General features: G+C 66.7%; 21 protein-coding genes and 1 pseudogene. 9 read left to right on the plus strand and 13 right to left on the minus strand.

Annotation, left to right across the window (positions count from 1 at the left end; genetic code table 11):
* Positions 1-212: 212 nt before the first annotated feature.
* Together HMPREF2886_RS00940 and HMPREF2886_RS00945 are read right to left on the minus strand one after the other, a co-directional pair.
* The gene (locus HMPREF2886_RS00940; protein WP_033968269.1) at positions 213-575 is read right to left on the minus strand and encodes a DUF2388 domain-containing protein; all 363 of its coding nucleotides are present in this window, start codon (positions 573-575) and stop codon (positions 213-215) included.
* The gene (locus HMPREF2886_RS00945; RefSeq protein WP_083318497.1) at positions 572-1516 is read right to left on the minus strand and encodes an AEC family transporter; all 945 of its coding nucleotides are present in this window, start codon (positions 1514-1516) and stop codon (positions 572-574) included. The genes HMPREF2886_RS00940 and HMPREF2886_RS00945 overlap by 4 nt, the downstream gene beginning before the upstream one ends.
* A gap of 67 nt (positions 1517-1583) precedes the next feature.
* On the opposite strand from HMPREF2886_RS00945, the gene HMPREF2886_RS00950 reads away from it, so the two are divergent.
* On the plus strand, positions 1584-2003 hold the full coding sequence (locus tag HMPREF2886_RS00950; protein WP_033968271.1) for a GFA family protein: 420 nt from the start codon (positions 1584-1586) through the stop codon (positions 2001-2003).
* Between the two features lie 107 nt (positions 2004-2110).
* On the opposite strand, the gene HMPREF2886_RS00955 is transcribed toward HMPREF2886_RS00950, so the two are convergent.
* From HMPREF2886_RS00955 to HMPREF2886_RS01000, 10 genes are all read right to left on the minus strand, one after another.
* A complete protein-coding gene (locus HMPREF2886_RS00955; protein WP_070746607.1) occupies positions 2111-4069 on the minus strand; it encodes a DUF7844 domain-containing protein in 1959 nt (652 codons plus the stop codon).
* Entirely contained in the window at positions 4066-4386 is a 321-nt protein-coding gene (locus HMPREF2886_RS00960; RefSeq protein WP_003114112.1) for a DUF2388 domain-containing protein, read from the minus strand. The genes HMPREF2886_RS00955 and HMPREF2886_RS00960 overlap by 4 nt, the downstream gene beginning before the upstream one ends.
* 43 nt (positions 4387-4429) lie before the next feature.
* Entirely contained in the window at positions 4430-4723 is a 294-nt protein-coding gene (locus tag HMPREF2886_RS00965; RefSeq protein ID WP_033968273.1) for a DUF2388 domain-containing protein, read from the minus strand.
* Positions 4724-4847: 124 nt separating this feature from the next.
* Positions 4848-5165: a DUF2388 domain-containing protein gene (locus HMPREF2886_RS00970; RefSeq protein WP_003096907.1), complete on the minus strand. Its 318-nt coding sequence runs from the start codon at positions 5163-5165 to the stop codon at positions 4848-4850.
* 95 nt (positions 5166-5260) lie between these two features.
* A complete protein-coding gene (locus HMPREF2886_RS00975) occupies positions 5261-5473 on the minus strand; it encodes a DUF1127 domain-containing protein (RefSeq protein ID WP_033978641.1) in 213 nt (70 codons plus the stop codon).
* Between the two features lie 162 nt (positions 5474-5635).
* Positions 5636-6472 (minus strand): class I SAM-dependent methyltransferase, encoded by an 837-nt coding sequence (locus HMPREF2886_RS00980; protein WP_039027068.1) that lies wholly within the window; start codon positions 6470-6472, stop codon positions 5636-5638.
* Complete coding sequence (locus tag HMPREF2886_RS00985) at positions 6466-7608, minus strand: acyltransferase family protein (RefSeq protein ID WP_033973037.1); 1143 nt, start codon at positions 7606-7608, stop codon at positions 6466-6468. The genes HMPREF2886_RS00980 and HMPREF2886_RS00985 overlap by 7 nt, the downstream gene beginning before the upstream one ends.
* Positions 7605-8468, minus strand: coding sequence for a class I SAM-dependent methyltransferase (locus HMPREF2886_RS00990; RefSeq protein WP_033973038.1), 864 nt, complete (start codon positions 8466-8468; stop codon positions 7605-7607). Before HMPREF2886_RS00990 ends, HMPREF2886_RS00985 begins: the two co-directional genes overlap by 4 nt.
* Positions 8465-9766, minus strand: a complete 1302-nt coding sequence (locus tag HMPREF2886_RS00995; RefSeq protein WP_033973039.1) for a glycosyltransferase — start codon at positions 9764-9766, stop codon at positions 8465-8467. Before HMPREF2886_RS00995 ends, HMPREF2886_RS00990 begins: the two co-directional genes overlap by 4 nt.
* Positions 9760-11382 (minus strand): glycosyltransferase, encoded by a 1623-nt coding sequence (locus HMPREF2886_RS01000; RefSeq protein ID WP_070746609.1) that lies wholly within the window; start codon positions 11380-11382, stop codon positions 9760-9762. Before HMPREF2886_RS01000 ends, HMPREF2886_RS00995 begins: the two co-directional genes overlap by 7 nt.
* Positions 11383-11787: 405 nt before the next feature.
* Between HMPREF2886_RS01000 and rmd the strand changes: the two genes are divergently transcribed.
* The 8 genes and pseudogenes from rmd (at position 11788) to wbpZ (ending at position 20810) form a co-directional block, all read left to right on the plus strand.
* Positions 11788-12702 (plus strand): GDP-6-deoxy-D-mannose reductase, encoded by a 915-nt coding sequence (gene rmd / locus HMPREF2886_RS01005; RefSeq protein WP_003096892.1) that lies wholly within the window; start codon positions 11788-11790, stop codon positions 12700-12702.
* Positions 12699-13670, plus strand: coding sequence for a GDP-mannose 4,6-dehydratase (gmd, locus tag HMPREF2886_RS01010; protein ID WP_003096890.1), 972 nt, complete (start codon positions 12699-12701; stop codon positions 13668-13670). The genes rmd and gmd overlap by 4 nt, the downstream gene beginning before the upstream one ends.
* 3 nt (positions 13671-13673) lie before the next feature.
* On the plus strand, positions 13674-15113 hold the full coding sequence (locus tag HMPREF2886_RS01015; RefSeq protein ID WP_070746611.1) for a mannose-1-phosphate guanylyltransferase/mannose-6-phosphate isomerase: 1440 nt from the start codon (positions 13674-13676) through the stop codon (positions 15111-15113).
* Positions 15113-15910: an ABC transporter permease gene (locus tag HMPREF2886_RS01020; protein ID WP_003096887.1), complete on the plus strand. Its 798-nt coding sequence runs from the start codon at positions 15113-15115 to the stop codon at positions 15908-15910. Before HMPREF2886_RS01015 ends, HMPREF2886_RS01020 begins: the two co-directional genes overlap by 1 nt.
* The gene (locus HMPREF2886_RS01025; protein WP_033973042.1) at positions 15910-17175 is read left to right on the plus strand and encodes an ABC transporter ATP-binding protein; all 1266 of its coding nucleotides are present in this window, start codon (positions 15910-15912) and stop codon (positions 17173-17175) included. The genes HMPREF2886_RS01020 and HMPREF2886_RS01025 overlap by 1 nt, the downstream gene beginning before the upstream one ends.
* Complete coding sequence (locus tag HMPREF2886_RS01030; RefSeq protein WP_034001110.1) at positions 17172-18554, plus strand: glycosyltransferase family 4 protein; 1383 nt, start codon at positions 17172-17174, stop codon at positions 18552-18554. The genes HMPREF2886_RS01025 and HMPREF2886_RS01030 overlap by 4 nt, the downstream gene beginning before the upstream one ends.
* The gene (locus HMPREF2886_RS01035; protein ID WP_058173320.1) at positions 18538-19665 is read left to right on the plus strand and encodes a glycosyltransferase family 4 protein; all 1128 of its coding nucleotides are present in this window, start codon (positions 18538-18540) and stop codon (positions 19663-19665) included. The genes HMPREF2886_RS01030 and HMPREF2886_RS01035 overlap by 17 nt, the downstream gene beginning before the upstream one ends.
* Positions 19666-20810, plus strand: a pseudogene (gene wbpZ, locus HMPREF2886_RS01040) (D-rhamnosyltransferase WbpZ).
* A 55-nt stretch (positions 20811-20865) separates the two neighbouring features.
* Here wbpZ and HMPREF2886_RS01045 read toward each other — a convergent pair.
* Positions 20866-21069 carry a DUF1127 domain-containing protein gene (locus HMPREF2886_RS01045; RefSeq protein ID WP_003096877.1) on the minus strand — a complete coding sequence of 68 codons (204 nt, stop codon included), beginning with the start codon at positions 21067-21069 and terminating at the stop codon, positions 20866-20868.
* Positions 21070-21159 lie beyond the last annotated feature (90 nt).

Raw genomic sequence — 21159 nt, forward strand, 5'->3', positions numbered from 1 at the left:
GTCGCGCGGACGGAGTGCGGCTGTAGGCGTGTGCGGAACGGGGCATGGCAATCACCATTGTTGTTTTTGTACGGGTAAGCGGGCGTCTCATGGACGCGCCGTCGTGACCGGTCTTCTGCCGGTGGTGGGCGGATGCTACGGCGGGAAGCTTTCAGGCAGCTTTCGCTGGAGAACGGCGGGAAACGTGCGGGTAATTTCGGATATTTGGTCGATCAGGGCTGCCGTGCGAGGAGTGCCACGGCCAGTTGCAGGTCGCTGTACCCGGCGTGTTCCGGGACCTGGCGCAGGACCTGCAAGGCGGCCTGGAGGTACGCGCCACGGATCGCACCGTCGCTGGCGACGAAGCTGGCGGCGTCGTCCCGCGCCTGGACGAGCTTGTCGCCCTCGTCAGCGCTGGACTCCTGTGCGCTGACGGTGCTGCCGATGAATGGGCCGACGGTGGTGAAGGCCGCCCAGAAGAAGGTGGCGAAGCCGGGTTCGTCGTCGAATTCGGGAACCACCTTGATGAAACCGAAGGCCGGCTGGCAGAGCAGGCAGAGCGCAGTGAGGGCGGCGGCGACGCGTCCTGTCGTCATGGGCTTCCTTGCAGCACGAGGAGTACGCCGACCAGAGTGGCGCCGGCAAGCAGCGTTTGCAAGGTGATGATGCCTGCCATCAGATGGCCGTCGCCGCCCAGTTGGCGGGTCAGCACATAGGCGGTGGGCGCCGTCGGCAGGGCGAAGAACAGCACCAGCACGGCGCTTTCCATGGTCGGCAGGCCCAGCCCGCGAGCGATGGCGAAGGCCAGCAGGGGCATCGCCAGCAGCCGTGCCGCGCAGTTCCAGCCAAGGGCCGCGACTTCGCCGCCGAGTTCCTGGGGTTTCAGCGCCGCGCCGACGCACAGCAGGCCCAGCGGCAGGCTGGCCACCGCCAGCAGGTTGAGCAGGCGATCACTGCCGCCGGGCAGGCCGACGCCGGCCAGGTTGACCAGTGCGCCGGCGAGACAGGCGAGGATCAGCGGGTTCTTCAGGATCGGCAGCAGCAGCGCGCGCAGGCTGATGCCGCGCTCGGCGGTCAGCGCCCAGACCGACATCACGTTCACCGTCGGCACCATCAGCGCCAGCATCAGCGCGGCCAGGGTCAGGCCCGGCTTGCCGTACAGGCTGCCGACCGCGGCCAGGCCGAGATAGGTGTTGAAGCGCAATACGCCCTGGGCGATGGCGCCGAAGCGCCCGGCGTCCCAGCCGCGCCAGTGTTTGCAGAGCAGCAGGGCGAGCCAGGCGACGCCGAGCCCGAGCAGTACGGCCAGGGCCTGGCGGGCCAGGCCTGGGTCGTCCAGCGGCGCGGTCGCCAGGTTGCTGAACAGCAGCGCGGGAAACAGGATGAAGTAGTTCAGGCGTTCGGCGGCAGGCCAGAAGGCTTCGCCGGGAAAGTCCCAGCGGCGCAGGGCGTAACCGCCGACGATGAGGGCGAACAGCGGCCAGAGGGAGTAGAGCAGAGCGGTCACGGGCACCCCCGGATAGTGGAATCCGCTTATCTTGCGAGGTGGCTGCGGCACAGGGCAAGTCCGGCTTATGCTGGCACTCCCGTGAGGAGGATTCGCCATGTCCGAGACCCATACCGGCGGTTGCCATTGCGGCTATCTGCGCTACGCCGTCGCCGCGCCGCTGGACGATGTCGCTCACTGCCACTGCTCGATCTGCCGGCGCACCACCGGCGGCATCGTCACCACCTGGGCCACGGTGCCGCGCGCGGTGTTCCGCTGGCTGGCGGGCGAACCGGCGGAATATGCCTCGTCGGCCAGTTGCACGCGCTACTTCTGCCCGCGTTGCGGGGCCAACCTGGCGTTGTTCACCCGGCTCAGCGCCGATACCCTGGACTTCACCGTGGCCAGCCTCGACCATCCCGAGCGCGCCCCCGCCAACCGGCACATCTGGGTCGGCAGCCGCCTGCCATGGCTACACCTCGACCCGCAGTTGCCCGAAGAGGACGAGGAGTTCATCGTCGGAGCGGACGCCCCGTGAGCGAAGTCCGGAGGTGGCACCTGTAGGGCGAATAACGCAGAGCGTTATCCGCTGTCTGCGAGGCGCTGGAAGAGCGCCCGGGACCCTGCGTCCTGCAGGCGCCTTCCTCAGGGCAGCATCAGCCCGCCGGCCGCCTTGTGCAGTTCGCGCAGGTGCGCGCCGACCTCCTTGATATTGGCCTCGTTGGCTTCCAGCTCGGCGCGGCGCTCGGGATCGAGCAGGGCGCGGACCTCGCGGTCGAGGTCGTCGCTGAGCCGGCGCAGGCGCGCCTGGCGTTCGCGGGTCTGCTCTTCCAGGTGTTTCCACTCGGCGGCCTGCGGCAGGCCGTATCCGCCCTCCAGGAGTTCCGCCGGACGACTGAGGAAGCCGCTGTCGTCGAGGATCTGCTGGAAGGTCTTGCCGGCCACTTCCAGGCGCTGGTCGCCGGCCGGCTTGTCCAGGTGGCCGAGGTACAGGCGCTTCAACTCGTCCTGGGCGAGCAGCAGCTGGCGCCGCAGCGAGGCCTGCTCGAGCAGCAGCAGCGCCGCGCTGGCGCGCAGGTCGGCCTTGGCGAACCAGGGCTGGCGCTCCCTGGCCGGCAGCGCCAGCCAGTCCTCGACCTTGTCCTGGGGGATGTGCAGGCGCTGCTTGAGGACGTCGAACATCGCCTGGTAGCGGTCGCGGAAGGAGTCGAAGCGATAGCCCAGGCGCAGGGCTTCCTTGGGGTCGTCGAGCACACTGGGATCGGCCAGCTTGCGGTTCTCCAGCATCTCGAGCACGCCGTAGGGGGTGATGCTGTCCAGGCTTTGCAGCGGTCGCCGGGGGATGCCGCTGCGCAGCAGCTTGAGGGTTTCCACCGCGCAATTGTTGGAGATGAAGTAGTACTGACCGTCGTAGCTCCAGTGACTCTGCGCGGCGCGCTCGACCAGGCTGGCGACCTCCTCGCGGTCCAGCTTCAGCGGCACCGAGGCGAGGCTGCGCAACTCGACCTTGGTGTATTCCTCGATCACCTGCGACAGCGGCAGGACGAACAGGCGCGACGGATAGGCGCCGGTCAGGCCGTCCCAGCTGGACAATTGCAGGTCGCCGACGAAGGCGCGGTAGGACAGCACCAGGTGCTGGTCGAGGTCCAGCCGGCAGTCCGGCCCGCGCGGACGGCCGGGGGCGCAGATCACCAGGCGGAGCATGGTGTGGCCCCAGCGGCTGACCAGGTTGTCGTTGGCCTCGGCCAGCAGGTAGTCGACCTCGTAGACCCGCTCGGGGTCGAGCTGGCCCAGCGGCTGCTGGCCGAAGTCGCGGCCGGCGTTGAGGTAGGCGAAGCTCTGCGCACAGGCGCTGTGTTCCGGCGCCCAGCCGAAGCGTTGCTGGTAGTAGCGGTAGAGCGCCGGGCGGCGGCAGGCGTAGCTGGGATCGAGGAGGAAGTACTCCATGTTCACCGCGGCGAACTCGCGCGGATTGCTCAGCTCGTAGACGTCCGGGCTGCGCAGTACGAAGCCATTGTGCGCCTCGCGCCGCCCGCGCTGGCCGGCGCGCTGCGGCCAGCCGGCGAGATCGAGCAGGCGCGGGTCGTCGGATAGCGTGAAGCGGCGACCGCTCTGCCCGCGGCAATCGGTGGGCTGGGCGATCCGGCCGAGGGTTTCTTCCTGGCGCGTGCAGCGGCGGATCTCGCGTTTTTCCTCCGGCGACCACAGGCGCGCGCGATCGTAGACGTGGGTCAGCTCGTGCAGCAGGGTCGCCAGCAGCTCGCGCCGCTCGGTGCCGTGCACGCGCCCGGTCTGGCGGCTGGCGGCGCTGCCGTCGGCGAGATCGGCCAGGTACTTGCGGTTTAGCGCGATGCGCTGCGGGCCACGGGCCTGGCCCATGCCATTGGCGGGCAGGTCGTCGCGCCACTCGACCTCGATCTCGCGGTCCAGGCGTTCGCGGAAGGCCGGCGGCAGCTTGTCCGCGGCTTCGTCCAAGAGTTGCTGGCTGGCCTCGCGCTGCGCAGGGTCCAGCTCAGGCGCGTCGAGTTTCAGGCGCAGGGCCGCCGTCGCGTTGCCGGCTCCGCAGAGGGCCAGCGCCAGCAGCCAGGCGCAGGCCTTCCTCACAGGGCGAGAATGGCTTCGGCAAGTACCTGGTCGGAGGCTTCACGGGCTTCCGGCAGACGGCTGCGCAGGGTCCGCATCGCGGCCTCCAGCTGGGCGCCGCGAATGGCGCCGTCGCTGGCGACGAAACTGGCGGCGTCGTCGCGCGCCTCGGTGACCACTTTCATGTCGCGCACGGAAGTGGTGGTGTCGGAAGTGAAGTCGATGCTGCGGTCGAGGGCGCGGACGATGATATTGCTGGTCGCGACCACCGAGCGTGCTTCCGCGGCCGTGGCGCAGAGCGCCAGCAGCAGGGCGGCGAACAGGGGGCTATGACGCATGGAGCTACGGCGCATGGAGGTTCTCCGGAACGGTGGAGATCGCCTATTGGGCAAGAATTGCTTCGGCCAGTTCCTGATCGCTGGCCGCCAGCTCGGGGTACGCGACACGCAACCAGCGCAGCGCCGCTTCCAGGCGCGCACCACGGATGCTGCCATCGCTGGCGACGAAGCTGGCCGCATCGCCCCGGGCATCGCGTAACAATTTGTTCTCGAACGGCGTGCTGGTCAGCTTGCTGGTGACGTAAAGGGACTTCGCGGTGAACGCCGTCGTGGTATCGAAGGCGTGCGCAGCGGGCGCCAGCAGGCAACAGAAGAGCAACGAGAACCGGTAACGCATGGGGTTGGGCGGAATAGGACTGGAACAGCCGCCAAGGCTAACGGAATGTGCGGCGCGGAGCCAGTGTGGCCGGTCGGCCGGGTCATCGCCGCAGCCAGGCGGCTGCGGCGGCGGGGCGGGCGACTCAGATGGTCAGGATCGCCTGGGCCAGTTGCATGTCGTTGGCGGCCAGGCTCGGCAGCTTGCCACGGATGTGGCGCAGTGCGGCTTCCAGGTGCGAACCGCGGATGTCGCCCTGGCTGGCGACGAAGCTGGCGGCGTCGTCGCGCGCTTCGAGGACGATCTTGTCGTCGCGGAAGGAATTGGTGATGTCCGAAGTGGCATTGGAGGTCATGCCGGTGGCGCGGACCAGGGTATCCGTGGTGACCACGAAGCTGCTGGCGAACGCGCTGGAGGCGCAGGCGAGCAGGGCAGCGGCACCGATCAGGCGCAGACGTTTCATGTGAGTTGCTCCGAACGAAGTCAGCGTAGACGGCCGCATCCGCGCGGCCGTGTCAACGCTGAGACTAACCAACTGTGCGCCACGTCACCAGCGGCTCAGCGCCAGAAAGGTTTCGAAATCTCTACGTAGCGTTCGCTCGGGCTGATCGCCAGGTCGGCGAGGTCGTGTTCGGACATTTGCGCAAGATGCTTGCGCGATCGAGCGTTCTGTCGCCAGGAGTTCAATTTTTCCAGCAGGGCGGCGAGATGTGGATGGACGGCCGGGAGACCGCTGGAACTCCCGGCGTGCGGGTGCGGGGATGTCCTCATCGTGCGTTCCTTCCCATCCCGGGGATGGGGGCGGGGTGTGGAACCTCATGATGCGCCGGGACCGCTGGCTTGCTCAGGGGCAACCACGCGGGAGTTGGACGGAACAGTTCGGTGGCCCCGGCAACTGTTCCGCCCGGCTGTAGCGGAACTGTTCCGGTGGTTCTACGCCTGGGCGGGCTTGCGCGCGATGATCACCTGGCTCTTGGCGACCACGGCGTCCAGGGCCTGCTTGATGGCCGGGCCGCGCGGCGAGTCGAGCAGCGCCTGCCAGGTCCTGGCCCAGTGTTCGAGGAGGGGATGGTCGGGATTGCCGAAGTCGACCTTGGCCTCCCAGAACAGCAGCATCCACAGCGACCAGTAGAATCCGTAGCGGCTGTGGCTGAGGATTTCCAGCCCGGCTTCGCGCACCAGTGCGGCGAACTGCTCCTCGCCGAGTACGCGGATGTGGTTGGGCTTGCGGAAGTATTCGTCGGCGGCGAAGTCTTTCTGCAGGTCTTCCGACGTGGGATGCGGCACGCTGAGCAGATAGAGTGCGCCGGGCTGGCCGACCCGTACCAGCTCGGCGAGGAACTGCCGTGGATCGTCGACGTGCTCGATGACCTCGGTGGAGACCACCCGGGTGGCCGTGGCGTCAGCCAGGGGCAGCGGGTCGCAGTCGCTGACCAGGCATTCCAGTTCGCGGGCCGGGGTGTCGGCCAGGCGCTCGCGGGTCCTGGCGATCTTTTCCGCGTCGATGTCGGCGATGATGATGCGAGCGCCGCGCATGGCGCAGAAATGAACGTTGCCGCCGTCGCCGCAACCCACGTCGAGCACGGTGTCCTTGGCGGAAATCGGAAAGCCGCTGAACAGCTCGTCGGTCTCCTGGTTGAACCAGCCGCTGAGCACCGCGTCGCGCAACCCGAGCATGTACGGGTCGACCGGCGCGGGGGCGGGTGGGGCGGCGACGGGCTCGGCGGCGGGGCCGGGCGGCGAGACGATCTTCTTGAGGAAGTTCAGCATGAGGTGGCTCCGGAAGTGGTGGCGACGCGGCGGGCGGCGCTCAGGCGCTTGACCAGGCGGGAGCCCAGGTCGCGGCAGGGGCTCTCGACGAAGCGGTAGTTGAGCTCGCTGAGTACGACGATCAGGACCAGGCTGGTGCCGAGCAGCGACAGGGGCCGGTCGCCGGCGTCCCAGCCCAGGCGGAAGCAGAGTTCGCGACTGAGATAGAACGCCGGGATGTGGATCAGGTAGATCGCATAGGAGCGTGCGCCGACCCAGACCAGCAAGCGCTTCAGCGGCCCGTTGGAGAGCAGGTAGTCGCGGTCGTAGGAGGCTATCCACACCAGCAGTCCGCACAATAGCGCGATGGCGCCGATCCGCACGGCGACCAGGCTGTACGCTTCGCTGGCCAGCACGCCCAGGGCCGCAGCCACGGCGACCAGCAGCAACGGCCCGCTCCAGGCGCGGCCCAGCAGGGTGGGGTTCCAGCGGGCATAGCCAGGCTGCAGGGAGGCGAGGGCGAGCAGTACGCCGATGGCCAGGGCGTCGGTGCGCAACACCATCAGCAGCGGCGTGCGCAGGCTGAAGAACTGGACCAGCACCAGCGCCAGCAGGGCCCAGCCCAGGTAGCGACGCAGGCAGAGGACCAGCAGCGGCAGCAGGAGGTAGAACTGTTCCTCCAGGGAAAGGCTCCAGTAGACGAAGCTGGCACCGTATTCGTAGCGGTAGAAACTGTCGGCGAAGCGGAAGTTGGCGACCTGGAGGAAACCGGCGAGGCTCGCCGCGAGGTTGGCCGACAGGCTGCCGAAGGCTCCGGAGCGGTTCAGCAGCAGGCAACAGGCCAGGATCAGCGCCAGCCACAGCCAGGCCGAGGGCAGCAGGCGGAAGGCGCGGCGGATCCAGAAGTACCGCGCCTGTTCCCAGAATGCCTGGCGTGTGGGCGCCTCGCGCAGTTGCGGGATGAGGGTGCGGGCGATGACGAAGCCGGAGATGGCGAAGAACAGGTCCACGCCCCACCAGAACTGGACGCGCTGGTTGACGCCGTCCAGCAGTGCCGGGGAGCCGCTGAACAGGTTGCCGTGCAGATGGTGGAATACCACGCCGAGTACGGCCAGCCCGCGCAACAGTTCGATGTCGAGGATGCGTTTGCCGCTCATGTCCGCGACGATCCGGGGTCGAGCGGCTTGCGCGCGATGATCACCTGGCTCTTGGGCATGAAGTGGTCGAGCAGGTGCTTGATCTCCAGGCCGTCGGGACGGGCCAGGAGGTTTTCCCAGAGCCGTGCCCAGTCTTCCATCAGCGCCGGGTAGGGTGGCTGGATACGGTCGCGGACGGCGCCGCCGAGCTCACGGCCGGCAGCCCGTTCGCTGGCCCAGAAGAAGATCATGCCCATCACCCAGAAGAAGCCGCTGGCCTGGCGGTGCTCGATGACCAGCCCGGCGTCCTGCACCAGGCGCGCGAAGTCGTCGCGGGAAAAGATGTGGATGTGGTTGGGCGCCCGGAAGTAGTCGGCCGGGGCGATGCCCTGCTGCAGGTGTTCGCCGACCGGGTCCGGCACGCTCAGCAGGTACTGCGCGCCAGGGCGTCCGAGACGCACGAGTTCGGCCATCACCCGCGCTGGGTTGGCTACGTGTTCGAGCACTTCCATGCACACCAGCTTGTCGGCGCAGGCGTCGCGCAGCGGCAGCGGGTCGCTGTCGCTGACCAGGCCGGTGAAGGGCCGCCGGGCCACCGTCTCGACCTGCTGCGCCAGGCTCCGCACCTTGTCTTCCTCGCTGTCGGTGAAGATCACCGAGGCGCCCTGGCGGGCGGCGAAGAGGGTGGCGACGCCTTCGCCGCAGCCGAGATCGAGCAGGGTGTCCTGGGCGCCGATGGCGAAGCCGGCGAGCAGTTCGCCGGTTTCACTGCGGAACCAGCCATCCAGCACCGCATCGCGCAGACCGCACATGCGTGGCGACACCGGTTCGCTCGCCGCAGCGGGACGGGAACGCCAGCGTTGGAGCAGGGCGCGGATCATGCCGGAATGCTTTGCAAGGCGGCGGGGTCGCCTTGTGCCGCTTCGTCGAGGAAGCGACGCAGGCGCTCCACGGCCAGCTTGCGGCTGCAGAAGCGTTCGAGGCTGGCGCTGGCATGCGCGGACATGCGTGCGTAGCGCTCCGGATCCTGGCGAGCGACCTCGAAACTGGCCCGGTAGGCCCGGCACAGCGACTCCCAGTCGGTGATGTAGCGCAGCGTGCGGTAGGCCGCGCGCGGGTCGTGGGGCCAGGCGGTGGCCTCTTCCGAGGAATCGACGATGAAGGCGTTGTCGGCGTCGATGTAGTCGATCATCGCGGTATTGCGCGGAGCCACGGCCGGCTTGCCGCTGGACATGAATTCCATCAGCGGCAGGCATTGGCCTTCGCCGTAGGAGGTGTTCACCACGTAGCTGGTGGCCTCGACCAGCCGCTCGTAGTCCGGGTCGGCGAGGTAGCCGTGGATCAGCACGATGCGGCAGCGGTAGGACTGGTTCTTGTACAGGTGGTGAAGCATGTCGGCCAGCGCTTCGCCGACGTTGTGGTGGGTCAGCTTCAGCACCAGGGTGGCGTCGGGCTCGTCGCGGAAGGTGGCGCAGAACGCGCTGATCATGTCTTGCCAGTTCTTGCGCCCGTCGTAGGGGTTGAACACCGAGGTGTAGATGACCCCGTCGAGGCTCAGCTCGACCTGTTTCGCCGCGCGGTCCGGCAGGGCCAGGACCTCCGCCGACGGCTCGGGGTCGGCATGGACGGCCAGGTCCAGCTGGCGGCTGTCCACCAGCAGGCCGTCCAGGCGCAGGCGCACATCCCGGGCTTCGGGACGGCCCGCCTGCTGCGAGGCGCGGTTGGCGAAGCGATCCCAGACCGGCGCCGGCACGCTCAGTACCGGGTAGTCGCGACCCATGGCGGCGCGCACCACGTCGACCGTGAAGCTGGAGTGGGTGATGGCCCGTCCGCTGTGTCGCAGCACATGTCGCCAGTCGTGGCGCGGTTCGCCGTGCCAGGTTTCGCTGGGCAGGGTGCTGAACTCCCAGGCGAACACCGGGATGGTCGGGCAGGCATGGTGGATCGGCGTGCGATGGGGCGGCGAGAAGGAGAGGAAGACGCAGGGTTCGCCGCGCTTGCGGCAGTCGTGGTAGAGGCGGTCCACCAGTTCGTCGGGATCGCTGACTTCGACCACCTGGCCGATCTCTTCCAGCAGCGGACGGAATTCCTTGAGGACGAAGTAATAGCTGTACTCCGGGCGCCCGAGGTTCTGCCGGATGGTGGTCTTGTTGGTCTCGGAGTGGATGATGATCAGCATGGAACGTTGCCTGTGGCGGTGGCCGCCAGTTCGACGCCGGGCGCAGGGGCTGCCTTGCGGGCGGAAAGGAAGGGTTCCAGGCGCTGGCGGACCACGTCGCCGGCGCAGTAGCCGCGCATGCGTTGGTTGGCCGCGGCGGACAGTTGCCGATAGCGCTCCGGCTGTTCCCGGGCCACCCGGTAGCTCTCCAGGTAGGCCTCCTTCAGGGACTCCCAGCTCGGCCGGTAGCGCCGGGTGCTGTACAACCGGCGCGAATCCTGTGGCCAGGCCGCGGGCTCCTGGCTGGAGCGGACCACGAAGCCCACCTGGGCGTCCATGTAGTCGGCCATCGCCGAATGGTCCGGAGCGATCGCCGGGGTGCCGCAGGACATGAATTCCATCAGCGGCAGGCACAGGCCCTCGCAGCGCGAGGCGTTCACGTAGTAGCTGGCGGCTCCGTACAGGCGGGCGTACTCCGCGGCATCGAGATAGCCGTGCAGGGCGATGACCCGGCAGGCGAACGGCGACAGTTGGGAAAGCAGGGTGAGCAGTTCGACGTGGTAGGTCGTCAGGTCGCTCTGGGTCATCTTCAGCACCAGCGTGGCATCGCTGGTGTCGCGGAATGCCCAGCAGAAGGCGGTGATCAGGTGATGCCAGTTCTTGCGCCCGTCCAGCGGATTGAACACCGAGACGTAGACCACCCCGTCCACGACGACCTGCTGGTGCTGGTCGACGTCCGGCAGCAGCGCCGGCGGATGCTCGGGCTCGGCGGGCGGCATCGGCTCGGTGGCCTGGGGCAATGGCTCCGGCAGCGTTTCCAGCGCCGTTGGCGGGGGCGGCAGCGGCCGGCGCAGGTGACGGAACAGCCAGCGGCGTACCGGCATGGGTACCAGGTCGCTGACGGCTTCCCGGTACCACAGCAGCAGGTAGTGCTTGCTGATGACCAGTCGGCGCCTCCAGTCGAGAGGAACCGGCTCTGGCTCTGGCTCAGGGAGCGGCTCGGGCTCGGGCTCGGCGGACGTCTCGGGGAGGGCCTCGAGGATCTCGTCCTCGGTCTCTTCCCTGATCGGTGCGATGAGACCGTCGGCGGAAAGGCCCAGCAGGCGGCTGTCGATGACGCAGCCCTTGAGTTGCAGGGTCTCGCCGGACCTGACCGGATTCCGTTCGCCTTGCTGGCGGATCGCGGCGAAGTCCTCCCAGATCGGCGTCGGCAGCGCCAGCACCGGAAAATCTTCGCCCAGCACCTGGCGAACCGCGCGGGCAGTCTGCTCGGAGAGGGTGATGGCTGCGCCATGGCCGGCCAGGACCTGGCTCCAGTCCTGCGCCGGATCGCCGTCCCACGCCACGTCGGGAATCGACTCGAACTCCCAGGCGACCACGCACAGCATCGGGCATTGCAGGCCCCGCGCCGCCTTGTGCGGCGGGGTGAAGGAGAGGAACAGGCAGTCTTCGCCCTGTTCATGCAGTTGCCGGTAGAGCGGGTCGACTTCGTCCGTGCTCTGTACCAGGTGGACCTGTCCCAGCGATTCGAGGATTGGCCGGTAGGCCTTGAGGACGAAGTAGTAGCTGTATTCGGGGCGACCGAGATTGTGGCCGATCGAGCGCTCGTTGATATCCGAGTAAAGGATGAAATTCATGGCATCTCGTGATGAAACTGCCCGTTCGACAGCTTGGTGGTGATGAGCGAGGCCAGGTGTTGCTTCGTTGTCCGGAAGCCTTCCCGGCGGACTGGTCGACCCATCGTGTTCTTGTTCTGTATCGCGACCGCGACCTGTTCGATCAACAGAACAGGAGGCAATCAAGCACGAAATCGAGAGGCATTCTAAACATACCTTTCGCAAAAACGTGAAGGCTGACGGAGAAAACGTCATGCCGTTCGAATGAGAACCTACCGGTCACGAATAAGCGGTTGAAATCGGCGCACTCTTGGCACAGATTGGAGCGCGATAATCAGAACAACACGCTATCCGGCATGACCCCTGGAACGTCGTATTCCTAGAAGAGCGTCGCCGAGCGTAGCATCAGATAAAAGGCCCGCCTCCTTGACTCAGCGTCTGTTCGTCACCGGGCTCTCCGGTTTCGTAGGCAAGCATCTTCAAGCTTATCTGGCAGCGGCCCACACGCCGTGGGCGCTCCTTCCCGTACCGCATCGTTACGACCTGCTGGAGCCGGATTCGCTGGGCGACCTCTGGCCGGAGCTGCCGGATGCGGTCATCCACCTGGCCGGGCAGACCTACGTGCCGGAGGCCTTCCGCGATCCTGCGCGGACCCTGCAGATCAACCTCCTTGGCACCCTGAACCTGCTCCAGGCGCTTAAGGCGCGGGGCTTCTCCGGTACCTTCCTGTACATCAGCTCCGGCGACGTCTACGGCCAGGTGGCCGAGGCGGCGTTGCCGATCCACGAGGAACTCATCCCCCACCCGCGCAATCCCTATGCGGTCAGCAAGCTGGCGGCCGAGTCGCTGTGCCTGCAGTGGGGTATCACCGAAGGCTGGCGGGTGCTGGTGGCGCGACCGTTCAACCATATCGGGCCGGGGCAGAAGGACAGCTTCGTGATCGCCAGCGCCGCAAGGCAGATCGCCCGGATGAAGCAAGGCTTGCAGGCCAATCGGCTGGAAGTGGGGGACATCGACGTCAGCCGTGATTTCCTCGATGTCCAGGACGTGCTGTCAGCCTATCTGCGCCTGCTCTCCCACGGCGAGGCGGGAGCCGTCTATAACGTCTGTTCCGGGCAGGAGCAGAAGATTCGCGAGCTGATCGAACTGCTGGCGGACATCGCCCAGGTCGAGCTGGAAATCGTTCAGGACCCTGCCCGGATGCGCCGGGCGGAACAGCGGCGGGTTCGCGGCAGCCATGCGCGACTGCACGACGCCACGGGCTGGAAGCCTGAAATAACCATAAAACAGTCCCTGCGGGCGATCCTGTCCGACTGGGAGTCACGGGTACGAGAAGAATGACAAGAAGTGCACTGGTAACTGGGATCACCGGTCAGGACGGAGCGTACCTGGCCAAGCTGCTGCTGGAGAAGGGCTACCGGGTCCACGGCCTGGTGGCGCGGCGCAGCAGCGACACGCGCTGGCGCCTGCGCGAACTGGGGATCGAAGGCGATATCCAGTACGAGGACGGCGACATGGCCGATGCCTGTTCGGTGCAGCGCGCGGTGATCAAGGCGCAGCCGCAGGAGGTCTACAACCTGGCGGCACAGAGCTTCGTCGGGGCCTCCTGGAACCAGCCGGTGACCACCGGCGTCGTCGACGGCCTGGGCGTGACCCACCTGCTCGAGGCGATCCGCCAGTTCAGCCCGGAAACGCGTTTCTACCAGGCCTCCACCAGCGAGATGTTCGGCCTGATCCAGGCCGAGCGCCAGGACGAGAACACGCCGTTCTACCCGCGCAGCCCCTACGGCGTGGCCAAGCTCTATGGCCACTGGATCACCGTCAACTATCGCGAGAGCTTCGGCCTGCATGCCTCCAGCGGCATCCTGTTCAACCACGAGTCGCCGCTGCGCGGCATCGAGTTCGTCACGCGCAAGGTTACCGACGCGGTGGCCCGCATCAAGCTCGGCAAGCAGCAGGAATTGCGCCTGGGCAACGTCGACGCCAAGCGCGACTGGGGCTTTGCCGGGGACTACGTCGAAGCCATGTGGCTGATGTTGCAGCAGGACAAGGCCGACGACTACGTGGTGGCCACCGGTGTCACTACCACCGTGCGCGACATGTGCCAGATCGCTTTCGAGCATGTGGGCCTGGACTACCGCGACTTCCTCAAGATCGACCCGGCGTTCTTCCGGCCCGCCGAAGTCGACGTGCTGCTGGGTAATCCGGCCAAGGCCCAGCGTGTGCTCGGCTGGAAGCCCAGAACCAGCCTGGACGAGCTGATCCGGATGATGGTCGAGGCGGACCTGCGACGCGTTTCCCGGGAGTAAGCCATGCTGATTCCCGTGGTGCTTTCCGGCGGCGCCGGTACCCGCCTTTGGCCGGTGTCGCGTGAAGGACAGCCGAAGCCGTTCATGCGCCTGCCCGATGGCCAGACCCTGCTGGGCAAGACCTACCGACGTGCCGCCGGGCTCCTGGCCGGGCATGGCGAAATCGTCACGGTGACCAACCGCGAGCATTACTTCCAGAGCAAGGACCAGTTCCAGGCGGCCCGCCTGGGGCGGCACCGGGGACATTTCATCCTCGAACCGACCGGGCGCAACACCGCTCCGGCGATTGCCGTCGCCGCCCTGGTGCTGCAAGCCGAACATGGCGACGCGGCGGTACTGGTGGTGATGCCGGCGGATCACCTGATCCGCAACGAGGAGGCCTTCCGCGAGGCGGTGGGGCATGCCGCGCGTCTCGCCGTCGCCGGGCACCTGGTTACCTTCGGCGTGGTGCCGGACGCAGCGGAAACCGGTTTCGGCTATATCGAGCTGGGCGACCGGCTGGACGAGCAGGGGGCGGCCAAGGTGCGCCGCTTCGTCGAGAAACCCGATGAGGAAACCGCCCGTCGCTACGTGGAGAGTGGCGGTTTCCTGTGGAACTCCGGGATGTTCTGCTTCACGGCGTCGACCCTGGTCGACGAGCTGGCGCAGCATGCCCCGGCCCTGCTGGAGCAGGCCAGGGCCTGCCTGGCCGCCAGTGCGGCGGTGAAGATGGCCGATGGCATCCAGCATGAGCTGGCGGGCGAAGCCTTCGCCGCGCTGCCGGACATTTCCATCGACTATGCGCTGATGGAGCGCTCCGCGCGGGTCGCCGTGGTGCCGGCGGCCTTCGACTGGAGCGATATCGGTTCCTGGGGCGCGATGAGCGCGCTGCTCGACGCGGACGCAGAGGGCAATCGCGGCAGCGGCGACACCCTGTTCGTCGACACCCGTAACACCTTCGTGCAGAGCGACGGGCGCCTGGTCGCCACGGTCGGGGTCGACGACCTGGTCGTGGTGGATACTTCCGATGCGCTGCTGATCGCTCGCGCCGACCGGGTCCAGGAGGTGCGCAGGGTGGTGCAGCGGCTGAAGGACGAGCGGCACGAGGCCTATCGGCTGCATCGGACCGTCAACCGTCCCTGGGGCAGCTATACCGTCCTCGAGGAGGGGCCGCGCTTCAAGATCAAGCGAATCGTGGTCAGGCCGGGAGAGCGCTTGTCGCTGCAGATGCATCATCACCGCAGCGAGCACTGGATCGTGGTGCAAGGCATGGCCAGGGTCACCAATGGCGATGGCGCGCGGCTGGTCAACAGCAACGAGTCGACCTACATTCCCGCGGGCCACCGGCACCGCCTGGAAAACCCGGGGGTCATCGACCTGGTGATGATCGAGGTGCAGAGCGGCGAATACCTGGGAGAGGACGACATCGTCCGCTTCGAGGACCAGTACGGCAGGGTGGTCTGATGCTTCTTGGCTTGTCTCGTTCCTTGTGGGGCTATCGTGGCTTCGTTCTCGGCAGCGTCAAGCGCGAGTTCCAGTCGCGCTACCGCGGGTCGCTGTTCGGCGCGCTGTGGACGGTGCTCAATCCGTTGTCGATGATCGTCGTCTACACGGTGATCTTCTCCCAGGTGATGCGCGCGCGCCTGCCGGGGGTCGACGACGGCCTGGCCTACAGCGTCTATCTCTGCGCCGGCCTGCTGACCTGGGGCCTGTTCGCGGAAATCACCTCGCGCAGCCAGAGCATGTTCATCGAGAACGCCAACCTGCTGAAGAAGATCAGCTTCCCGCGCATCTGCCTGCCGGTCATCGTACTGCTCAACGCCGGGGTCAATTTCGCCATCATCCTCGCCTTGTTCCTCGGTTTTCTCGCCCTCAGCGGGCGCCTGCCGGGCGCGGCATTGCTCGCGCTGGTGCCGCTGCTGGCGATCCAGGTGCTGTTCGCGGCGGGACTGGGGATGATCCTCGGGGTGCTCAACGTGTTCTTCCGCGACGTCGGCCAGCTGTTCGGCATCTGCCTGCAGTTCTGGTTCTGGCTGACGCCGATCGTCTATCCGATCGGCATACTGCCCGAGGGTATCCGCTCGCTGATCGAACTCAACCCGATGACCGCGCTGATGCGCAGCTACCAGCAGCTGTTCCTCCACGGGCAATGGCCGGACTGGCCTTCATTGCTGCCGATCACCCTGCTGGCGCTGCTGCTGTGCGCGCTCGGCCTGCGTCTGTTCCGCCAGCGGGTCGGCGAAATGGTGGATGAACTCTGATGGGACAGATACGCGTATCCGGCCTCGGCAAGGCCTACAAGCAATATCCCAATCGCTGGAGCCGGCTGTTCGAGTGGCTGGTGCCTTTCAGCCCGTCGCGCCACCACCTGCACTGGATCCTGCGCGAGGTCGAGTTCACCATCGAGCCGGGCGAAGCGGTCGGCATCGTCGGGGTCAACGGCGCCGGCAAGAGCACCCTGCTGAAGATGATCGCCGGCACCACCCAGCCGACCTGCGGCGAGATCCGCGTGGCCGGCCGGGTCGCAGCGCTGCTCGAACTGGGCATGGGCTTCCACCCGGACTTCACCGGCCGGCAGAACGTCTTCATGGCCGGGCAACTGCTGGGCATGCAGGTCGAGGAAATCCAGGCGCTGATGCCGGAGATCGAGGCCTTCGCCGAAATCGGCGAGGCCATCGAGCAGCCGGTGCGTACCTACTCCAGTGGCATGCAGATGCGCCTGGCGTTCAGCGTGGCGACTGCCCGGCGGCCGGACATCCTGATCGTCGACGAGGCCCTGTCGGTTGGCGATGCCTATTTCCAGCACAAGAGCTTCGAGCGCATCCGCGGTTTCCGCAAGGCCGGCACCACCCTGCTGATCGTTTCCCACGACCGCTCGGCGATCCAGTCCATCTGCGACTCCGCGATCCTCCTGGAGCAGGGACGGATGGCCATGCGCGGGCGGCCGGAAGAGGTGATGGACTACTACAACGCCCTGCTCGCCGAGCGCGAGGGGCAGACCGTGCGCCAGGAAATGCTCGCCGACGGCCAGGTGCGGACGATTTCCGGCACCGGCGAGGCGGCGATCCTCGACGTACGGATGGTCGACCAGCGGCAGCGCGCGCTGGAGGTAGTCGAGGTAGGCCAGGCGGTGACGCTGGAAGTTGAGGTCGAGGTTCGCCAGGACATCGAGCGGCTGATCCTCGGCTTCATGATCAAGGACCGCCTCGGCCAGCCGATGTACGGGATCAATACCCACCGCCTGGACAAGGCGCTCACCGACCTGAAGGCCGGTGAGCGCATCACCTACCGCTTCGCCTTCGACATGCGCCTGGGCAAGGGGCACTACTCGGTGGCGCTGAGCCTGTCGCGGCTGGACTCGCACCTGGACCGCAACTTCGAATGGCGCGACTACGGCCTGGTCTTCCATGTCATCAACAACCGCCAGGAAGACTTCGTCGGCTGCTCCTGGCTGGGCGCCGAAACCCATATCAGCCGCTCCGGCGAGGCGGCTCTGGACCCCACTTCCGCGGAGAGCACTCCATGACGCGTCTGTTGGTCGAATGCACCTATGTGTTCGAGCATCCCAAGGTCAATTCCGGTATTCAGCGGGTGGTGCGCAACGTCATCCGCGAGCTGCCGGAAGCCGACGAGACGGTGGAGTGCATCCCGGTGGCAATGCTCGACGGCACCCTGTATCAGGTCCACAGCCTGGCGCCGCTGGACCCGCGGCCGCATTCGCCGCTGGTACGCCTGCGCATCCTGGTGGAGCGAGCCGCCAACTACTTCTGGCTGGGCCAGCGCACCCTGGAAAAGCGCCGCCCGTTCCGTTCCTCGCCGTGGGCCCGGCGCCTTCTCTATGTAGCCTGCCGCCTGTTCGCCTTCGCCTTCCTCAGCATTCCGCTGCGCCTGCTCGACCGCATCCTCGGCAAGCAGCAGCCTGCACCCGTGCGCGCGACCCCGCTCGAACATCGGGCCGGCGACCAACTGGTCTTGCTGGACTCCTCCTGGCACGCCGATTTCTTCCCGCTGGCGGAACGCCTCAAGAGCGAGGGCGTGGGCATCGTCTCGGTGATCTACGACCTGATTCCCCTGACCCATCCGCAATTCTGCGATGGCGGCCTGGTCAAGGTATTCAACCACTGGTTCGACTGGATCGCGGCCACCGCCGACGGCTACGTCGCGATTTCCGAGACCATCCGCGACGAAGTGCGCGCGGAGATGCTGCGGCGCATCGGTCCGGAGAAGGTCGCGCAACGCTGGTTCGATTATTTCCACCTGGGTTCGGAGCTGGACCTGGTGGAGGACGGCGCCTCCGTCGAGCCCGACCTGCTGCGCATGTTCAAGGCCAAGGCGCCGGTATTCCTGATGGTCAGCACCATCGAGCCGCGGAAGAACCACGGTTACCTGCTGGATGCCTTCGAGCGTGCCTGGGCCCAGGGTTCGCAGGCGCGGTTGTGCATCGCCGGACGCATCGGCTGGAAGTGCGAGGCGCTGGTGGAACGGGTGCGGCAGCATCCGGAGCTGAACAAGCGCCTGTTCATGTTCAACGACCTCTCCGACAAGAGCCTGGAGTACGCATACTCCCATGCCGCCTCGCTGGTCTTCCCGTCCTATGTGGAAGGTTTCGGCCTGCCGCTGGTGGAGGCCATGCAGCGCGGCCTGCCGGCGATGGGCAGCGACATCCCGGTGTTCCGCGAGATCGGTGGCGAATTCATGGCCTACTTCGACCTCGCCGATCCGCAGACCCTGGCGAACCTGGTCACCCGCTTCGAAGCCACGGGCGAGTTCCCGGCCGAGCGACCGGTCGGCGAATGGCGCTGGATCGGCTGGCACGAGGCGAGTCGGCAACTGATCGCACGGATCCTGCTCGCCCTCGGCAAGGCCCCGGCGCATGGCGAGGCAGTACATGCGGATTGCGGTTAACGCGCGGATTCTCCAGGCGCCACGGACCGGCATCGGACATTACCTGGTCGAGTTGCTGGGCGCGTTGCAGGCGCACGCGGACTTCGAGTTTTCCCTGTTCCATGGCTGGGGCTGGAGCGGCGACCTGCCGGCGGCGGCGTTGCCCGGCTATTCGCGTCTGTCGCCCTGGCTGCGCAACCTGCCCGGAGCCTACCGGGCACGACGCTGGCTGGAGCAGCGGCGTTTCGATAGTGGTCGGCCGCCGGTCGATCTCTACCATGAGCCCAGTCTCTGGCCGCTGGATTTCGACGGGCCGATGCTGATGACCCTGCACGACCTGACCCATCTGCATTACCCGGCGACGCAACCCGCCGCCCGCTTGCGCGAAATAGAACGCCGGCTGGCGCGCGGGATGGAAAAGGCGCGGTTGATCCTGACCGACTCGCAGGCGATCGCCGACGAGGCGCAGGCGTATTTCGGCCTGCCGCGCGAGCGCTTCGTGGTGGCGCCCCTCGGCCATGCCGCGCGGTTCCGTCCGCGGGACCGGGAGTCCCTGCACGAGCCCTTGCGCGCGCATGGCCTGCTGCCGCGCGGGTATTTCCTCTGCGTAGGAACCCTGGAGCCGCGCAAGAACCTGTCGCTGGCCCTGCGCGCCCATGGGCAACTGCCGGCGGCGGTCCGCCAGCGTTTTCCGCTGATGATCGTCGGCATGCCGGGATGGGAAAGCCGCTCGCTCGACGACGAACTGCGCCAGGCGCTGGCTTCGGGGACGGTGCGGCTGCTCGGCTACCTGCCGGACGAGCGGGTCGCCGAGTTGATGTCGGGCGCTCGGGCGCTGGTCTTCCCCTCGATCTACGAAGGCTTCGGCCTGCCTGTGCTGGAAGCCATGGCCAGCGGCACGCCGGTGTTGCTCACGCGACTCTCCGCAATGCCGGAGGTGGCCGGCGAGGCGGGCAGCTATATTGATCCGGATGATGCCAATGGGCTATCTGACATGCTGGTCCGCATGACCGAGGATACCGTCTACTGGGAGTGCTGCCGGGAAGCCGGCCTGCGACGGGCGGAGCAGTTTTCCTGGAAGCGTTGCGCGAATCTCACCGCTGCAGCCTATCGTCGTGCCGTGGAGGGCTGAATGCGGGTACTGCACTTCTACAAGACCTACCTGAGCGAAACGGTAGGCGGGATCGAACAGGTGATCTTCCAGCTTTGCGAGAGCAGCGGGTCGTGGGGGATCGACAACCATGTCCTGACCCTGAGCAGCGATCCGCATCCGCCTGTCGTGCCCTTCGGCGGACATGTGGTGCATCGCGCCAGGCTCGACCTGCAGCTCGCCTCCACCGGGTTTTCCCTGAGCGTGTTCAAGCAGTTCCGCGAGCTGGCGGCGGAGGCGGACGTGGTCAACTACCACTTCCCCTGGCCGTTCATGGACCTGGTGCATTTCCTCACCGGTATGAACAAGCCGAGCGTGGTCACCTACCATTCGGACATCATCCGCCAGCGCGTCCTGTTGAAACTGTACCGGCCGCTGATGAGTCGTTTCCTCCACAGCGTGGATCGTATCGTCGCAGCCTCGCCCAACTACTTCAGCACCAGCGACGTGCTCCGCCAGTACCGGGAAAAGACCCGGGTGATCACCTACGGCCTGGACAAGGCCTGCTACCCGAAGCCTGCGGCACAGCGTCTGGAGCACTGGCGCGAGAAGCTCGGGCCGCGGTTCTTCCTGTTCGTCGGGGTGATGCGCTACTACAAGGGCCTGCATATCCTGCTGGATGCGTTGCAGGGCACCGATTACCCGGTGGTGATCGTCGGTGCCGGGCCGTTGCAGGCCGAGCTGTATGCCCAGGCCGCGGCGCTGGGGTTGCGCAACGTGCACTTCCTCGGACGGGTGGACGACGAGGACAAAGTCGCCCTGCTGCAACTCAGCTACGCCATGGTCTTTCCGTCGCACCTGCGTTCCGAGGCGTTCGGTATCTCCCTGCTGGAGGGCGCGATGTACGGCAAGCCGATGATCTCCAGCGAGATCGGCACCGGCACCAGCTACATCAATATCCATGGCGAGACCGGCCTGGTCGTGCCGCCCAGCCAGCCGGCCGCGTTTCGCCAAGCGATGCGCTGGCTCTGGGAGCATCCGCAGCAGGCGGAGGAAATGGGCAGGAACGCGGAGGCCCGCTATCGGCAACTGTTCACCGCCGAGGAAATGGGGCGTCGCTGGAGCGAGCTGTACCGTGAACTGCTGGAGGAAAGGCTTCTTCCAGATACGTGAAGGCCGCTCGGTAAGGAGCGGCCTACGGTACAGTTCAGGCTGGGCCGAACCGGGGCGTTACAGTATCGCTTAGCGCCAGAACGGCTTGTTCAGCTCGGCGTAGCGCTGGGCTTCGCTGATGCCGGCGTCGGCGAGCAGGCGGGAGTCCAGGCGGGCCAGCTGGCGACGGCTCTGGATGCGGCGCTGCCACAGTTTCATGGTGCCCAGCAGGCTGCTGCTGCGGCGGTTGGAGCGAGCGATGTCGAAAGTGTTGGAACCGAGGGTACGTTCCATGATGTGTCGATCCTTCCCACTTGTGGTGGGTAGTCAGGTTGCTAGTGATTAACTGAGCAATATGATCTGACTAACAGGTCAACAAGAATA

The organism is Pseudomonas sp. HMSC066A08, from assembly GCF_001813025.1.
Classification (GTDB): domain Bacteria; phylum Pseudomonadota; class Gammaproteobacteria; order Pseudomonadales; family Pseudomonadaceae; genus Pseudomonas; species Pseudomonas aeruginosa.

What these genes read in the sequence shown, in the direction of transcription:
- HMPREF2886_RS00940 (WP_033968269.1), bottom strand. Translation starts at nt 575, where the DNA reads ATGACGACAGGACGCGTCGCCGCCGCCCTCACTGCGCTCTGCCTGCTC.
- HMPREF2886_RS00950 (WP_033968271.1), top strand. Translation starts at nt 1,584, where the DNA reads ATGTCCGAGACCCATACCGGCGGTTGCCATTGCGGCTATCTGCGCTAC.
- HMPREF2886_RS00960 (WP_003114112.1), bottom strand. Translation starts at nt 4,386, where the DNA reads ATGCGTCATAGCCCCCTGTTCGCCGCCCTGCTGCTGGCGCTCTGCGCC.
- HMPREF2886_RS00965 (WP_033968273.1), bottom strand. Translation starts at nt 4,723, where the DNA reads ATGCGTTACCGGTTCTCGTTGCTCTTCTGTTGCCTGCTGGCGCCCGCT.
- HMPREF2886_RS00970 (WP_003096907.1), bottom strand. Translation starts at nt 5,165, where the DNA reads ATGAAACGTCTGCGCCTGATCGGTGCCGCTGCCCTGCTCGCCTGCGCC.
- HMPREF2886_RS00975 (WP_033978641.1), bottom strand. Translation starts at nt 5,473, where the DNA reads ATGAGGACATCCCCGCACCCGCACGCCGGGAGTTCCAGCGGTCTCCCG.
- HMPREF2886_RS00980 (WP_039027068.1), bottom strand. Translation starts at nt 6,472, where the DNA reads ATGCTGAACTTCCTCAAGAAGATCGTCTCGCCGCCCGGCCCCGCCGCC.
- HMPREF2886_RS00985 (WP_033973037.1), bottom strand. Translation starts at nt 7,608, where the DNA reads ATGAGCGGCAAACGCATCCTCGACATCGAACTGTTGCGCGGGCTGGCC.
- HMPREF2886_RS00990 (WP_033973038.1), bottom strand. Translation starts at nt 8,468, where the DNA reads ATGATCCGCGCCCTGCTCCAACGCTGGCGTTCCCGTCCCGCTGCGGCG.
- HMPREF2886_RS00995 (WP_033973039.1), bottom strand. Translation starts at nt 9,766, where the DNA reads ATGCTGATCATCATCCACTCCGAGACCAACAAGACCACCATCCGGCAG.
- HMPREF2886_RS01000 (WP_070746609.1), bottom strand. Translation starts at nt 11,382, where the DNA reads ATGAATTTCATCCTTTACTCGGATATCAACGAGCGCTCGATCGGCCAC.
- gmd (WP_003096890.1), top strand. Translation starts at nt 12,699, where the DNA reads ATGACAAGAAGTGCACTGGTAACTGGGATCACCGGTCAGGACGGAGCG.
- HMPREF2886_RS01015 (WP_070746611.1), top strand. Translation starts at nt 13,674, where the DNA reads ATGCTGATTCCCGTGGTGCTTTCCGGCGGCGCCGGTACCCGCCTTTGG.
- HMPREF2886_RS01020 (WP_003096887.1), top strand. Translation starts at nt 15,113, where the DNA reads ATGCTTCTTGGCTTGTCTCGTTCCTTGTGGGGCTATCGTGGCTTCGTT.
- HMPREF2886_RS01025 (WP_033973042.1), top strand. Translation starts at nt 15,910, where the DNA reads ATGGGACAGATACGCGTATCCGGCCTCGGCAAGGCCTACAAGCAATAT.
- HMPREF2886_RS01030 (WP_034001110.1), top strand. Translation starts at nt 17,172, where the DNA reads ATGACGCGTCTGTTGGTCGAATGCACCTATGTGTTCGAGCATCCCAAG.
- HMPREF2886_RS01035 (WP_058173320.1), top strand. Translation starts at nt 18,538, where the DNA reads ATGCGGATTGCGGTTAACGCGCGGATTCTCCAGGCGCCACGGACCGGC.
- HMPREF2886_RS01045 (WP_003096877.1), bottom strand. Translation starts at nt 21,069, where the DNA reads ATGGAACGTACCCTCGGTTCCAACACTTTCGACATCGCTCGCTCCAAC.